14 protein-coding genes and 1 tRNA gene are annotated in these 13,050 nt (G+C 72.6%); 4 read left to right on the top strand and 11 right to left on the bottom strand.

What is annotated here, in order from left to right:
• The first annotated feature begins 52 nt into the window (after positions 1-52).
• Positions 53-826 (top strand): peroxide stress protein YaaA, encoded by a 774-nt coding sequence (yaaA, locus tag K8W59_RS06380; RefSeq protein WP_223398264.1) that lies wholly within the window; start codon positions 53-55, stop codon positions 824-826.
• Positions 827-830: 4 nt separating this feature from the next.
• Here yaaA and K8W59_RS06375 read toward each other — a convergent pair whose 3' ends face one another.
• Genes K8W59_RS06375 through K8W59_RS06360 form a run of 4 tightly spaced genes read right to left on the bottom strand, consistent with a single transcriptional unit; the run spans position 831 to position 5,147 of the window.
• Entirely contained in the window at positions 831-1,574 is a 744-nt protein-coding gene (locus K8W59_RS06375) for a zinc ribbon domain-containing protein (protein ID WP_223398252.1), read from the bottom strand.
• A 29-nt stretch (positions 1,575-1,603) separates the two neighbouring features.
• A complete protein-coding gene (locus K8W59_RS06370; RefSeq protein WP_223398249.1) occupies positions 1,604-2,722 on the bottom strand; it encodes a Nif3-like dinuclear metal center hexameric protein in 1,119 nt (372 codons plus the stop codon).
• A gap of 26 nt (positions 2,723-2,748) precedes the next feature.
• Positions 2,749-3,783: a hemolysin family protein gene (locus K8W59_RS06365; RefSeq protein WP_223398245.1), complete on the bottom strand. Its 1,035-nt coding sequence runs from the start codon at positions 3,781-3,783 to the stop codon at positions 2,749-2,751.
• A complete protein-coding gene (locus K8W59_RS06360; protein WP_223398235.1) occupies positions 3,780-5,147 on the bottom strand; it encodes a hemolysin family protein in 1,368 nt (455 codons plus the stop codon). Before K8W59_RS06360 ends, K8W59_RS06365 begins: the two co-directional genes overlap by 4 nt.
• 248 nt (positions 5,148-5,395) lie before the next feature.
• On the opposite strand from K8W59_RS06360, the gene K8W59_RS06355 reads away from it, so the two are divergent.
• Genes K8W59_RS06355 through K8W59_RS06345 form a run of 3 tightly spaced genes read left to right on the top strand, consistent with a single transcriptional unit; the run spans position 5,396 to position 7,840 of the window.
• Positions 5,396-5,731 (top strand): hypothetical protein, encoded by a 336-nt coding sequence (locus K8W59_RS06355; RefSeq protein ID WP_223398224.1) that lies wholly within the window; start codon positions 5,396-5,398, stop codon positions 5,729-5,731.
• Positions 5,712-7,181, top strand: a complete 1,470-nt coding sequence (locus K8W59_RS06350; protein WP_223398222.1) for a sensor histidine kinase — start codon at positions 5,712-5,714, stop codon at positions 7,179-7,181. The genes K8W59_RS06355 and K8W59_RS06350 overlap by 20 nt, the downstream gene beginning before the upstream one ends.
• Positions 7,166-7,840, top strand: coding sequence for a response regulator transcription factor (locus K8W59_RS06345; RefSeq protein WP_223398217.1), 675 nt, complete (start codon positions 7,166-7,168; stop codon positions 7,838-7,840). Before K8W59_RS06350 ends, K8W59_RS06345 begins: the two co-directional genes overlap by 16 nt.
• 317 nt (positions 7,841-8,157) lie before the next feature.
• On the opposite strand, the gene K8W59_RS06340 is transcribed toward K8W59_RS06345, so the two are convergent.
• The 7 genes from K8W59_RS06340 to K8W59_RS06310 all read right to left on the bottom strand — a co-directional run bounded on the left by K8W59_RS06340 (position 8,158) and on the right by K8W59_RS06310 (position 13,041).
• The gene (locus K8W59_RS06340; protein ID WP_223398198.1) at positions 8,158-9,057 is read right to left on the bottom strand and encodes a serine/threonine-protein kinase; all 900 of its coding nucleotides are present in this window, start codon (positions 9,055-9,057) and stop codon (positions 8,158-8,160) included.
• Complete coding sequence (locus K8W59_RS06335; RefSeq protein WP_223398194.1) at positions 9,057-9,452, bottom strand: hypothetical protein; 396 nt, start codon at positions 9,450-9,452, stop codon at positions 9,057-9,059. Before K8W59_RS06335 ends, K8W59_RS06340 begins: the two co-directional genes overlap by 1 nt.
• Positions 9,453-9,559: 107 nt before the next feature.
• Positions 9,560-10,060 carry a hypothetical protein gene (locus K8W59_RS06330; RefSeq protein ID WP_223398184.1) on the bottom strand — a complete coding sequence of 167 codons (501 nt, stop codon included), beginning with the start codon at positions 10,058-10,060 and terminating at the stop codon, positions 9,560-9,562.
• Between the two features lie 142 nt (positions 10,061-10,202).
• Positions 10,203-10,275 (bottom strand) — tRNA-Val (locus K8W59_RS06325).
• Between the two features lie 213 nt (positions 10,276-10,488).
• The gene (locus K8W59_RS06320; protein ID WP_223398182.1) at positions 10,489-10,959 is read right to left on the bottom strand and encodes a peroxiredoxin; all 471 of its coding nucleotides are present in this window, start codon (positions 10,957-10,959) and stop codon (positions 10,489-10,491) included.
• Positions 10,956-12,575: an AMP-binding protein gene (locus K8W59_RS06315; RefSeq protein WP_223398177.1), complete on the bottom strand. Its 1,620-nt coding sequence runs from the start codon at positions 12,573-12,575 to the stop codon at positions 10,956-10,958. Before K8W59_RS06315 ends, K8W59_RS06320 begins: the two co-directional genes overlap by 4 nt.
• Before the next feature lie 46 nt (positions 12,576-12,621).
• Positions 12,622-13,041, bottom strand: coding sequence for a DUF3052 domain-containing protein (locus tag K8W59_RS06310; protein WP_223398175.1), 420 nt, complete (start codon positions 13,039-13,041; stop codon positions 12,622-12,624).
• Positions 13,042-13,050 lie beyond the last annotated feature (9 nt).

Here is a 13,050-nt window from a genome sequence, read left to right as displayed (position 1 = left end):
CGAGCCCTCCCCCGTCTCAGCGCAGGTGGGCGCGCCACCTAGGGTGGCCCGCGTGCTGATCCTGCTCCCGCCCAGCGAGGGGAAGTACGCCCCCGCCCGCGGCGCCGCGCTCGACCTCGCCGGCCTGTCCGCCCCGACGCTGACGCCCGCGCGCGAGACGCTCCTCGACGCCCTCGTCGAGCTGTGCGCCACCGACCCCGAGCGAGCGGCCGACGCCCTCGGGCTGGGGCCGACGCAGGCCGGGCTGGTCGCGGCGAACGCACGGCTGCGCGAGGCGCCGACGGCGCGGGCGGACCGCGTCTACACCGGTGTGCTGTACGACGCCCTGGACGCCGGCTCGCTGTCGTCGAGCGCCAAGCGGCGGCTCACGGCGCGGGTCGGGATCGCCTCCGCCCTGTTCGGCCTGGTGCGCCCGGCCGACCGGATCCCGGCGTACCGGCTCTCCGGCGACACGCTGCTCCCCGGTCTCGGCTCGGTCGCCGGCCACTGGCGCGAGCACCTCGGCCCGGCGATGGAGGAGGCGGTGGGCCGCGGCCTGCTGGTCGACCTGCGCTCCACGGCGTACTCCTCGTTCTGGCGTCCCACCGACCCCGCGCGCACCGCGACCGTGCGGGTGCTGCACGAGCAGGGCGGCCGGCGGAAGGTGGTCAGCCACTTCAACAAGGCGACCAAGGGGCGCCTGGTGCGCGCCCTGCTGGAGGACGGCGCCAACCCGCGGACGCCGCTCGACCTCGCCGCGGCACTGTCCGACCTCGGCTGGAGGGTCGAGAGCGACGCATCGCCCCGCACCGGGACGCGGCTCGACGTCGTCGTCGCCGACCTCTGAGCGGTTACAGCCCGGACTCGGCGGTGCGGACCAGGATCCGCTGGCAGTTCTCGCAGCGGACGACGTCGTCCTCCGGGCGGCCCTTGATCGCGGTGATCTCGGCGGCGTCCAGGGTGAGCATGCATCCGCCGCACTGGCGGGCCCGCAGCTCGGCGGCGCCGACGCCGCCCTTGCTGGAGCGCAGCTTGTCGTAGAGACCGAGCAGGTCGCCGGACATGCCCTCCACGGCCGGGCCGCGCTCGGTCTCGGCCTCGGCGAGCTCGGCGTTGATCTCGGAGGTACGGCGATCCCGGGCGGCCACGGTGTCCCGGCCGCGCTGCATCACCTCGTCGAGCTGGGCGGCCAGCGAGTCGGCGTCGCGCTGGGCGTCCTCGAGCCGGGCCATCACCTCCAGCTCCTCGTCCTCCAGGTCGGAGACCCGCTTCTCCAGGGACTCCATCTCGTGCTGCATGCGCTGCAGGTCCTTGGGGTTGCTCACCTGCCCGGAGTCCATCCGCGCGCGGTCGCGCTCGCGGCGGGCGCGCACCGACTCCACGTCGGCGTCCACCTTCTCCTGGTCGCTGGTGAGGTCGTCGACGACGATCCGCGCGTCCCGGACCCGGTTGTCCAGGTCGGCCCGCTGCTGGCGCAGCCGGTCGAGCTCGGCCAGCTCGGGCAGCGTCTGGAGCTGATGCCGCAGCTGGTCGATCCGGGAGTCGATCCGCTGGACGTCGAGCAGTCGCAGCTGGTCGGCGGGGTCGGCTTTCACGTGAGGATGCTCCTGGAGGACGAGGTCGGTCAGACGCGGAAGCGCCAGGGGTCGGTGACGACGGTGCTGACGCGGGTGTCCACCGTATCCCCCAGCGCGGCACGCACGCGCGCCTCCACCACCGGGAGCCAGGTCCACTCCGCCGCCCAGTGCGCGACGTCGACCAGCGCCGGCCCGCCCTTCTCCACGAACTCGCTCGCCGGGTGGTGCCGCAGGTCGCTGGTCAGGTAGACGTCCGCGTCGCTCCCGGCCAGCCGGTCCAGCAGGAAGTCGCCGGCTCCGCCGCACAGGGCGACCCGGCGCACCGGCCGGTCGGGGTCGCCGGCGACGCGGACCCCGTGCTCGGTCGCCGGCAGCGCGGCGGCCACCTGCTCGGCGAAGCCGCGCAGGGTGGTCGGCTCGACGTCGCCGATCCGCCCGGTGCCGGTCTCGGCGAGCCCGGCGTCGGCCAGCGGGTAGAGGTCCCAGGCCGGCTCCTCGTAGGGGTGCGCGGCGACGACTGCCCGCACGACCGCCGTACGGCGGCTCCGCGGCACCACGGTCTCGATCCGCTCCTCGGCCGCGGCCTCCAGCTCCCCGGCCGTCCCCACGACCGGCGAGGTGCCCTCGCCGCCGCGGAAGCGGCCGGTACCGGTGCCGGTGAAGGTGCACTCGGTGTAGTCGCCGATCCGTCCGCCACCCGCCTCGGCGATCGCCGCTCGCACCCGGTCCGCCGCGTCGGCGGGGGCGAAGACCACCAGCTTGTCCTGCGGCTCCGCGGGCGCCGGCAGCAGCGGCGCGAGGTCGCGCAGGCCCAGCGCCAGGGCGAGGGACTCCGAGACCCCGCCGATCGCCTGGTCCGCGTTGGTGTGCGCCGTCAGCAGCGCGCAGCCGGACCGGGCGAGCGTGCCCAGGGTCCGGGTCTTCGCGGTGGTCTCGGCGACGCCGTGGACCGGCTTGAGGAACAGCGGGTGGTGCACCACAAGCAGGTCGGCGTCCCACTCCGCCGCCTCGTCGGCCACCGCGGGCGCGGGGTCCACGGCGAACAGGATGCGCCGTACCTCCTGGTCGGGGTCGCCGCGCACCAGCCCGACCGCGTCCCACGAGTCCGCCGTGGCGGGCGGGTACCAGTCGTCCATGAGGGCGGTGATCTCGCGCAGGGTCGGCATGCGCCCCACCCTAGGACCGTGCCCGGTCACTCCCGGCCCGAGGCGTCGTCCGGGGCCTCCTCGTGCCCGGGGACGACGTTGCGCAGCACGTCGTCGAGGGTGACCACGCCCAGTGTCCGCGGCCCGTCGGTCACCATGACCAGCTGCTCGCTGGCCCGGCGCATCCGGGTCAGGGCGTCGTGGACGTGCAGGTCGCCCGGGACCGTCAGCACAGGCCGCGCCATCCCTGCGACTCGCCGGTCGGCGGGCTCCAGCAGGGTGTCGCGGACGTGCACGAGCCCGGGCTCGTCGGTGTCGGCACCGACGAGGACGCGCAGGTGACCCGAGCGCGCCGATGCCTGCTGGAGCTCTGCCACCGTCGCGTCCCAGGGGACCGAGGTGGGAGGTACGTCGTCCCGCACCAGCTCGTCGACCCGGAGCGTCTCGAAGGCCAGCGCGCTCGCGATCGGCCCGTGGTAGGACTCCTCCAGGGCGCCCACCCGAGCGGAGTGCTCGACCAGGTGCCGGATCGTGGCCGCATCCTGGCCGCCCACCGCGGCGCGGTCCACCGGCGTCACGCCGGTGGCCGCGACCAGCCGGTTCGCGATGTTGTTCACCCACAGCAGCAGGGGCCGGAAGACCCAGATGAACGCCCGCGCGAGGGGCGCCGTGGCGATCGCGGAGGTCTCCGGGTGCGCGATCGCCCAGGACTTCGGGGCCATCTCGCCGACCACCAGGTGCAGGAAGGTCACCAGCAGCAGCGAGAGCACGAAGGCCGAGACGTCCGCGGCGACCGCGGGCAGGCCCGCCGACTCCAGCAGTGGCCCCAGCAGCTTGTCGACCGCCGGCTTGGTGATCGCACCGAGCGCGAACGTGCAGGCGGTGATGCCCAGCTGGGCGCCGGCGAGCATGATCGTCAGCTCGTTGACGCTGCGCAGCGCACCCCGAGCGCCGCGGCTGGTGACCGCGGCCTCCTCGAGCCGGTGCCGGCGCGCGCCGAGCAGTGAGAACTCGATGATGACGAAGAAGGCGCTCAACACGATCAGCAGCACCGTCGCGGCGAGCACGACCCACCCGTTCATGCCTGCTCCCCCTCGTCGGTCTCGCGCAGCCAGACCCGGACGACGCCGGGGACGTGCCGCTCGAGCTCCCTCACCTCGACCTCCAGCTCGCGCCGGATCCGGATGTCCTCGGCGAGCTCGCCCTGGTCGTCGGGCAGCGCGATCGACAGCCGCTCCCCCACCTCGGGCAGGTCCCCGCGGACCGCGATGACCAGCCCGGCGGCGGTCTCGTAGTCGCCGCGCGGCAGGTCGCGGCCGATGGTCCGCTCCAGCTCGTCCAGCGGCAGGTCGCCCGGCAGCTCCCAGCCCGAGCCGCCCTCCAGCGGCACCGGGCCCGGCTCGTCGGGGTCGTGCTCGTCGGTGATCTCGCCGGCCACCTCCTCGGCCATGTCCTCGATGGTGAGGATGCCCGTGAAGCCGCCGAACTCGTCGATCACGCAGGCCAGCTCGTTGTGGGACCGGGTCATCGTGGCGAGGGCCGCCGGCAGCGGCATCAGCGTCGGCAGCACGAGCGGCTCGCGCATGAGCCGCTCGACCGGCACGTCGTCGGGCAGTCCCGTCTGCAGCAGGTCGGGCAGCTGGACGACGCCGACCGCCTCGTCGGCCTCGTCGATCACCGGGTAGCGCGTGTGTCCGGTCGCCATCAGGTCGCGCAGCTCCGCCACGGTGGTCTCGGGGCGGACGACGTCGACGCGGGAGCGCGACCGCATCGCGTGCTCCACGTCGCGATGCGGGAAGTCGAGGATCCGGTCCAGCATCATGGACAGGTCCTCGTCGATGTCGCCGCTGGCGCGCGAGTCCTCGACGATGTACTCCAGGTCCTGCGCGGTGGCGCTGCTGTCGACGTCCTCGACGGGCTCGATCCGCAGCAGCCGCAGCAGCCCGTTGGCCGCGTGGTCGAAGATCGTGATCAGCCAGCCGAACACCGCGAGGTAGATCCGGGTCGACCGGGCCAGGAACAGCGAGAGCGGCTCGGGGTTGGCGATGGCGAGGTTCTTGGGGAAGAGCTCGCCGAAGATCATCTGGACGACGGTGGAGATGACCAGGGCGAGCACGGTGCCGACGGCGATGCCCACGGCCGTCGGGACGCCGACGCCGCCCAGGAGGACCCCCAGCGAGCGACCCACGAGCGGCTCGGCGACGTAGCCGACGAGCAGGCCGGTGACGGTGATCCCCAGCTGCGCACCGGAGAGCATGAAGGAGGTCCGCCGGGTGATCGCCAGCGCCGACTTCGCGGCCGGGTCCCCTGCCTCGGCGCGCGCACCGAGCCGGGACCGGTCGACCGACATGTAGGCGAACTCCTGGGCCACGAAGTAGCCGTTCGCCGCGATGATCGCGAAGATGACGAGCAGGCCGAGCAGCAGCAGGAGGGTGGCCGTCACCATGGCCGGTCACCCGGCCTCGCGACCGCGCGGGTCGCCGGTTGTCGTCCTCGGGAGGGGCCGGAGCCCCTGGGACTGTCAGGATCGCTGGACGAGTCGGAGGTTCGGCTCGCAGTGGTCACAGTGGTGTCGCTCCGCGGGGATGGTGGCCGATCGGGATGTCAGAGTATCGAGACGCACCAACCCTTCCCTAAGAGACCTCTCATCGTCGCCTTACCTCGGCGCCATCCACCGGGTGCACGATGATGCCCATGAAGTGGTTGCTGACCGGCCTGACGGCCGCCCTGGTGCTGGTGGTGGGGATGATCGCCGGTGTCTCGCTGACCGATGCGAGACTCGATCAGCAGCCGACCGCGCCGGTGTATGTCGACTACCCGACCCGCGAGGTGGTGCCCGGCCCGACGCTCACCCCCGCCCCGCCGAGCCGACCGCGCGGTGACGACGACGATGACGGCGTGCGGCAGGATGACGACGATGATGGGGTGACCGTCGTCCGCCCGCAGCCACAGCCGGCCGCACCGGACGATGACGGGGACGACAGCGACGACGACGGCGAGGGCGACGACGATGACGGAGGCGACGACTGAGTCGCAGCGGCCGCGTCGCGGCCTGTCCGTCCGCTCCCGGATCACCTTCGCCGTGGCCGCGCTGACCGCCATGGCGATGGTGCTGGTGGGGGCTCTGCTCCAGGCGCTGTCGGTCGCCTCGATGTACCGCGACGAGAGTGGCGACCTGAGCCAGGAGTTCCAGGAGTTCCGCAAGCTGCAGAGCGAGGGCTACGACCCGGAGACGGGCGAGCCCTTCACGCCTCGGACGCTGCTGGAGCGGTTCCTCCAGCGCAACGTCCCCGACGACGACGAGATCACCGTCACCTACCTCGGGGGCGAGACCCACGAGCTCTCCGCCGGGGTCCAGCGGCGCGACGGGGGCTCCTGGCAGGACTGGCTCCAGACCCCCGGCTACCGCGAGGCCGCCGAGCGGGTGGTCGACGAGGGCGGCCGCACCAAGTTCGAGGACCCGGAGTACGGCGAGGTCTGGGTGTCCGCCGTACCGGTCCGGGTCCGCGGCGGGTCCAACCGCGGGGACGCGCTGGTCATCGCGACCCTCCTGCAGGGCGAGCGGGAGGAGCTGAACCGCACCCTGCAGCTCTACGGCGCCACCTCATTGGCCGCGCTGGGAGTCGCGGCCCTGCTGGCCTGGCTGCTCGCGGGCAAGCTGCTGGCCCCGATCCGGGTGCTGCGCCAGACGACGGAGGAGATCGGCTCCACCGACCTCTCCCAGCGGATCCCGGAGTACGGCAACGACGACCTCACCGACCTGACCCGCACGGTGAACGGGATGCTGGAGCGGCTGGAGGAGGGCTTCGAGGGGCAGCGGCGCTTCCTCGACGACGCCGGCCACGAGCTGCGCACCCCGCTGACCGTGATGGGCGGCCATCTCGAGCTGATGGACCCCGACCGGCCCGAGGACGTCCGGGAGACCCAGGCCCTGCTGCTGGAGGAGACCGAGCGGATGTCCCGCCTGGTCGGCGACCTGATCCTGCTGGCCAAGAGCCGGCGGCCGGACTTCGTCGACCCCCACCCGACGGACCTGCCCGAGCTGGTCGCCGGCATCCACGCCAAGGCGAGCGCCCTCGGCGATCGGACCTGGCAGCTGGACTCCCGCGCCCACGGGACGGCGTACCTCGACGCGCAGCGGATCACCCAGGCGCTGCTCCAGCTCGCCGACAACGCGGTGAAGCACACCGACCCCGGCGACACGATCACCATCGGAGCGGATCGTACGGCGGACCGGCTGCGCCTCTGGGTCGCCGACACCGGCGATGGCATCCCGGCCCAGGACGTCGAGCGGATCTTCGACCGGTTCGCCCGCAGCGGCGTGCGCAGCGGGGACGAGGGGTTCGGCCTGGGGCTGTCGATCGTGAACGCCGTCGTGCGGGAGCACGGCGGCACCATCGACGTGGAGAGCGCCCCCGGCTGGGGCACCACGATGACCATCATCCTGCCGACCGAGGAGGACACATGGCCCACATCCTGATCGTCGAGGACGAGGACCGGATCTCCTCGTTCGTCGCCAAGGGGCTCGGTGCCGAGGGGCACCGCACGACCATCGCCCGGAGCGGCCTGGAGGGGCTCGAGCATGCGCTCTCCGGGCTGATGGACCTGATGATCCTGGACATCGGGCTGCCCGACATCGACGGCTTCGAGGTGCTCTCCCAGCTGCGGTCCCAGGGCAGCCGGCTGCCGGTGATCATCCTCACCGCCCGTGACTCGGTCGGCGACACCGTCACCGGCCTGGAGGGCGGGGCCGACGACTACATGCCCAAGCCGTTCCGGTTCGCCGAGCTGCTGGCCCGGGTGCGGTTGCGCCTGCGGCAGGCGGAGCAGGGCGCGGGCGGGGACGCTCGGCCCGAACGGCTCGAGGCCGGTGGCGTGACGCTGGACCTGCGCACTCGGCGGGCGAACGTGGACGGCAAGGAGATCGACCTCTCCGCGCGCGAGTTCACCCTGGCCGAGATCTTCATGCTCAACCCCGGCCAGGTGCTCTCCCGCGAGCAGCTGCTGGACCACGTCTGGGGCTACGACTTCGACCCCGGCTCGAACGTGGTGGACGTGTACGTCGGCTACCTGCGCAAGAAGTTCGGTGCCGCCACGATCACCACCGTCCGTGGGATGGGCTACCGCTTCACGCCGTAGCGCCGCACCCGCTGTGGTGGGTCGCCTCCCACATCCCGGGATGGCGCGCCCCGACGTTGTGGTGCGGGTGGCACCACAACGTCCTCTCCAAGGGCCCGGGTTCTGGTAGGTGCCGCGCCGGAACGTGCCCGCCGCCCGCCGCCCGCCGGCCGCCGCGTCCATTGACCAGGTAGTCGCGAGAAAGCGTCGCTCTGCAGGGTGAATCTGCCAGGTACGGCGACGCAGCGACGCGACTACCTGGTAAATGCGGGACGGGTGGGACGAGTGGTGCGGGCCAGGTGGGACGAGTGCGCGGGACGGGTGGGACAGGCGCCGCCTCAGCCCTTCAGCCGGAAGCCCGCCAGGTGGCCGCGCGGGAGGGCGACCAGGACGGGCTCGAGCCGGTCGACGATCTCGTGCGGCAGCGGCCGGGCCTCGGGATCGGGCGAGAGGCAGGCGTCGATCAGCTCGACGACCTCACCAGGGGCGTCCACCCGCACGGGAGCCGGCGCCGTGACCAGCTGGGGGAAGCGGTCGGCGACGTCGTCGGCGTCCGGGTCGCCCTCGGGGAAGGGCTTCTCCCCCGTCACGGCCTCGTGCAGCGTGGCCCCCAGGCCCCACACGTCGCTGGCCACGCCCGGGATGCCGGTCGACGGCGGGTCGCACTGCTCGGGCGCCATGTAGGCGTCGGTCCCGATCGGGTAGCGCAGCGCCGCCGCGTCCTCCACGGTCCGCATCACCGACAGGTCGATCAGCCGGGCCGGCGCCCCCATGATGATGTTGCTGGGCTTCACGTCCAGGTGCACCAGCCCGAGCCGGCGGAAGTGGTGCAGCGCGGAGGCGACCTCGATCGCCAGCGGCAGGTACTGCTGCGGCTGCAGCGGCCCGTAGCGACGGACCAGCGTGGACAGCCGCGGGCCGTCCAGGTGCTCGAGTACGACGTGTGGGCGCGGCCCGTCGAGGTCGTGCCGGAGGCTGCGCACCACCGCAGGGTGGCGCACCCGCTCCAGCGCGTCGATCTCGCGGCGCAGCCCCCGCAGCGTGGACTCGTTGTCCACCTGCTGGGGCCGGACCAGCTTGACCACCACGGGGCCGTAGGTGTCCTCGTCGAAGGCGAGATAGACGTCGTACGCCGCCCCGCCGCCGAGCCACCGCAGCGCGGTCAGCCCGGCGGCGAGCTCGTCGCCCTCGGTGAGGCCCCAGGCGTCCTCACGGATGTGGTTCATCGTGCTCGTCATCACCGGCGGGTATCGTTGCGCGAGCGGTCGTTGGTCTTGTTGGCCGACCAGTCCCGCTTCACCCCGCCCTTGCCGTCGCGGGTCTTGTCCCGCGTCTTGTCGCTGCGGCTCTTGTCCCGGTCCCGCGAGACCTTGGTGAAGTTGCTGCGGGTGTTGTCACCCGTCGCCCGGCTGATGCCGGTGTTGCGCGAGCGGGTGTCCTTGTCGTTGCTGTCGTCGTCGTCGCCGTCGTCGTCGACCAGCACCAGCTCGGGGTTGTCCTCGTCCCGGCGGGCGGTCGGGTCGTCGGCGAGCGAGACCGACGGTGCCTGCAGGGACAGCAGGCCGACGGCGACCATGCCGACCAGGCCCAGTCCGGTGGTGCGGATCAGGGTGGAGATCGCGGTGCGCTTCATGGGTGACTCCTCTGCTCGGGCCCCGTTCGGCCGGGGCGCTCTTCCTTGGTGAGCACCACACTCGTCGCGGAACGTGAGTCACACGTGAGCACTCCGTGAGAGGCCTCTCACCCGCTGCGATCGGCCTTCTTGACCGCCGAGCGGAGCACCGGCACCCGATCCGGGCAGGCGTGCTGGAAGGAGATCCTGGTGACCGCCAGCTCGTCGTCCTCCATCTGGTCCACCAACAGGGCGAGCTCGTCGGCATCGTCGAAACACATGCCCTGGGGCCCGATGTAGGCGGCGCGCACCCGCGGCCAGTTGCGGGTCCAGCGGCCGTGACCCTTCACGTCAGCCCGCCATGCGGCCTCGTCCACCTTGACGCTCGGGGTCGGGGGCGGGGCGGCGCCAGAGGCTGAGCCGGTGGACTCCGGCTCGGCCGGCGCCTCGGTCGTCTCCGTGGTGCCGCTGGGCTCCGCGGGGGACGCCGAGGGCTCCGCCGGGGAGGACTCGGACGACGGGGCCGAGGTCTCCGGGGCATCGCTCGCCACGGTCTCGCCGCCGCAGCCGCTCACGGCGAGCAGCGCCGCGGCCAACGCCGTACCCAGGAATGGGAATCTCCGCCTCATGCCAGCTCCCCCGCTCTCCGGCCCGCCGTGGGCCCTCACCCGATTGTCCTCCCTGGCGCGGTCCGGCCGCCAGGGGCTCGCCGATCCGACGGCCGCCGGGCCGGAACGGTTCCGTCGCGGCGCAGGCACGATGATCCGGGGGTGGGCGCAAAGGGACTCGAACCCCTGACATCTTCCTTGTAAGGGAAGCGCTCTACCAACTGAGCTATGCGCCCGGGAGCGGACGCAGCCTACGGCAGCCAGGACGCCCGGCGCACGTCGGGCCGCGGCGGGAACACCCGGAAATGAGTCGAACCGCTGGCGTCTCGGGTCACCAGCGGTTCGACATGAAGAACACTAGCGCGGGGTTCAAGGGCACGCATCGTTTTCAACGATATTTCCTGAAATTTCCAGGTCGGCCACCGATTTGCCCGCGCCGGCAGCGGGTCTCAGGGACGTACGGCGTCGCGCAGCGCCGCCAGGTGGTCGTCCATGTCCCGCGCCTCGTGCAGGCCGTGGTGCACCGACCAGCGGACGATGCCGTCGGTGTCCACGACGTAGGACGACCGCCGGGGGCAGCCCCGCTCCTCGTCGAAGACGCCGTAGTCCCGCGAGACCGCGCCGTGCGGCCAATAGTCCGAGAGCAGGGGGAAGTTCAGCCCGTCGGCGTCGGCGAACGCGCGCAGGGAGTAGACGGGGTCGCAGGAGAGCGCCAGCACCTCAGTGTCGAAGGTGAGGAACGCGTCGAGCCGCTCCCGGACCGCCGAGAGCTCGCCGGTGCACACGCCGGAGAACGCGAAGGGGTAGAACACCAGGCAGACCGCCTTGCGGCCGCGGAAGCCCGAGAGGGTGACGTCCTGGCCGAATTGGTCGCGCAGGGTGAAGTCGGGCGCGGTCGAGCCGAGCTCCAGACCGCTCACTCCTCGCGCTCCGCGAGCTCGCGCTTGAGCACCTTGCCGGTGGCGTTGCGGGGCAGCTCGTCCAGCAGCACGATCTCGCGCGGCACCTTGTAGCGGGCCAGGTTGCTCTTCACCCACTCCTTGAGCCCCTCCTCGTCGACCGCACCCGGCGAGGAGAGGACGGCGAAGGCGCGCAGCCGCTGACCGAAGTCCTCGTCGTCGACGCCGATCGCTGCCGCCTCCACGACGGCCTCGTGCCGGACCAGGCAGTCCTCGACCTCCTGGGGGAAGACGTTCTCGCCGCCGGAGACGATCATCTCGTCGTCGCGGCCCTCCACGAACAGCCGGCCCTGGTCGTCGAGCCGGCCCACGTCGCCGGTGGACATGAAACCGTCGATGACCTCCTTGTGGCCGCCGCCGGTGTAGCCCTCGAACAGCGCCCCGTTGCCCACGAAGATCCGCCCGCTCGTGCCCGTGGGGACCTCGCGACCGTCGTCGTCGAGGATCCGGACGGTGGTCGACCACGGGGTGCGACCGGCCGTGCCGGGCGCCGCGCGCAGGTCCTCGGGGTCGGCGATGGTGGCGTAGGCGACCTCGGTGGACCCGTAGGTGTTGTAGAGGTTGTCGCCGAAGCGGTCCATCCACTCCTGGGCCAGGTCGCCCGGCAGCGCGGACCCGGACGCCGCGACCACCTGGACCCGGGAGAGGTCGTAGCGGTCCAGCGTCTCCTCCGGCAGCGCCAGGATGCGCTGCAGCATCACCGGGATGACCGCCATGGAGTCGCAGCGCTCGTCCTGGGTCACCCGCAGCGCGTCCTCGGGGTCGAAGCGGCGCCGCAGCACGACCGTCGTACCGAGCAGCATCGACAGGGCCAGGTGCGCGAACCCCCAGGTGTGGAACATCGGCGCGGCGATGTGGCAGCGCCAGCCGAAGCGCAGCGGGATCCGCGACAGGATCGCCACGGCCGCCTCGATGCCGGCCTGGCGCGGTGCGCCCTTGGGGGTGCCGGTGGTGCCGGAGGTGAGGATGACCACCTTGGCCTCCTCCCCCGGCGGCGTCAGGTCCGCCGACGACCCGTCGCGGACCAGTGCGTCGACCGTGGTCACGCCGTCCAGGTCCTCGGGGTCCTCGACCCAGGCGACGAAACGCTGCTCGGCCGGGGTGTCGGAGAGCAGGCCGGTGAACTCCTGGTCGTAGATCAGCGCCCGCGGCCGCTCCCGCTCGGCGACCTCCTTGAGCTGCGGCGCGGCGAAGGCGGTGTTCATGAGGAGTACGTCGGCACCGGCCTTGGCCGCACCGACCACGGCGTCGATGAAGCCGCGGTGGTTGCGGCACATGACGGCCACGGAGTCGCCCTGCCCGATCCCCCGCTGGCGCAGGGCGTGGGCCACCGCGTTGGAGCGGGCATGCACCTCTCCCCAGGTCAGCTCACCCAGTTCGTCGACCACGCCGATCGCGTCCGGGGAGCGGGCGGCCAGCGAGGCGAAGCCTCCGGCAGGGCCGGTGCCCCAGCGGACCAGGGTCCGGGCGAGGCCGGTCAGCGCCCGCGGGCCATAGGGGCGGATGACTCCGGCGCGGGCAAGGACCCGCAGCGACGTGCCGGCCGAGGACACCCGACCGGAGATGGTGGTGTTCAACGACTGGCGCCTTTCGGTGAGGGACAGGGAGGGAGAGAGCGCTCGGTCACTCGGGCGTGCGCGGCGCCAACAGGCAGCTGGCCGACCAGTCCTTGCTGACCGCGGCCGTCGTGGTCTGGCTCAGGCCGGCGACCGGCGCCGCCTCGGCGATGTCGGCGTGGTCCACCGCACCGGGGCGCCCGACCTTCGGCGTCAGCAGCCAGATGGCGCCGCCGCCCACCAGGTCGGTGAGCGCGTCGACGAGACCGTCGACCAGGTCGCCGTCCTCGTCGCGCCACCACAGCAGGACGACGTCGACCACGTTGCCGTAGTCCCCGTCGACCAGGTCGGCGTCGATGGCGTCCTCCAGCGCGACACGGAGCTCGTCGTCGACATCGTTGTCCCAGCCGAGCTCTTGGACCACCATGCCCTTGTTGATCCCGAGCCGGGACGCGGCTCCTGCGTCGCTGCCCGTGGTGGGGCTCACTGCTGGTCC

It is taken from the genome of Nocardioides rotundus (genome assembly GCF_019931675.1).
GTDB classification, from domain to species: Bacteria; Actinomycetota; Actinomycetes; order Propionibacteriales; family Nocardioidaceae; genus Nocardioides; species Nocardioides rotundus.
Note: the sequence above shows the minus strand (reverse complement) of the source record. Positions and strands in the feature narration are given on the sequence as shown.

What these genes read in the sequence shown, in the direction of transcription:
- K8W59_RS06370 (WP_223398249.1), bottom strand. Translation starts at nt 2,722, where the DNA reads ATGCCGACCCTGCGCGAGATCACCGCCCTCATGGACGACTGGTACCCG.
- K8W59_RS06365 (WP_223398245.1), bottom strand. Translation starts at nt 3,783, where the DNA reads ATGAACGGGTGGGTCGTGCTCGCCGCGACGGTGCTGCTGATCGTGTTG.
- K8W59_RS06360 (WP_223398235.1), bottom strand. Translation starts at nt 5,147, where the DNA reads ATGGTGACGGCCACCCTCCTGCTGCTGCTCGGCCTGCTCGTCATCTTC.
- K8W59_RS06355 (WP_223398224.1), top strand. Translation starts at nt 5,396, where the DNA reads ATGAAGTGGTTGCTGACCGGCCTGACGGCCGCCCTGGTGCTGGTGGTG.
- K8W59_RS06350 (WP_223398222.1), top strand. Translation starts at nt 5,712, where the DNA reads ATGACGGAGGCGACGACTGAGTCGCAGCGGCCGCGTCGCGGCCTGTCC.
- K8W59_RS06345 (WP_223398217.1), top strand. Translation starts at nt 7,166, where the DNA reads ATGGCCCACATCCTGATCGTCGAGGACGAGGACCGGATCTCCTCGTTC.
- K8W59_RS06340 (WP_223398198.1), bottom strand. Translation starts at nt 9,057, where the DNA reads ATGACGAGCACGATGAACCACATCCGTGAGGACGCCTGGGGCCTCACC.
- K8W59_RS06335 (WP_223398194.1), bottom strand. Translation starts at nt 9,452, where the DNA reads ATGAAGCGCACCGCGATCTCCACCCTGATCCGCACCACCGGACTGGGC.
- K8W59_RS06330 (WP_223398184.1), bottom strand. Translation starts at nt 10,060, where the DNA reads ATGAGGCGGAGATTCCCATTCCTGGGTACGGCGTTGGCCGCGGCGCTG.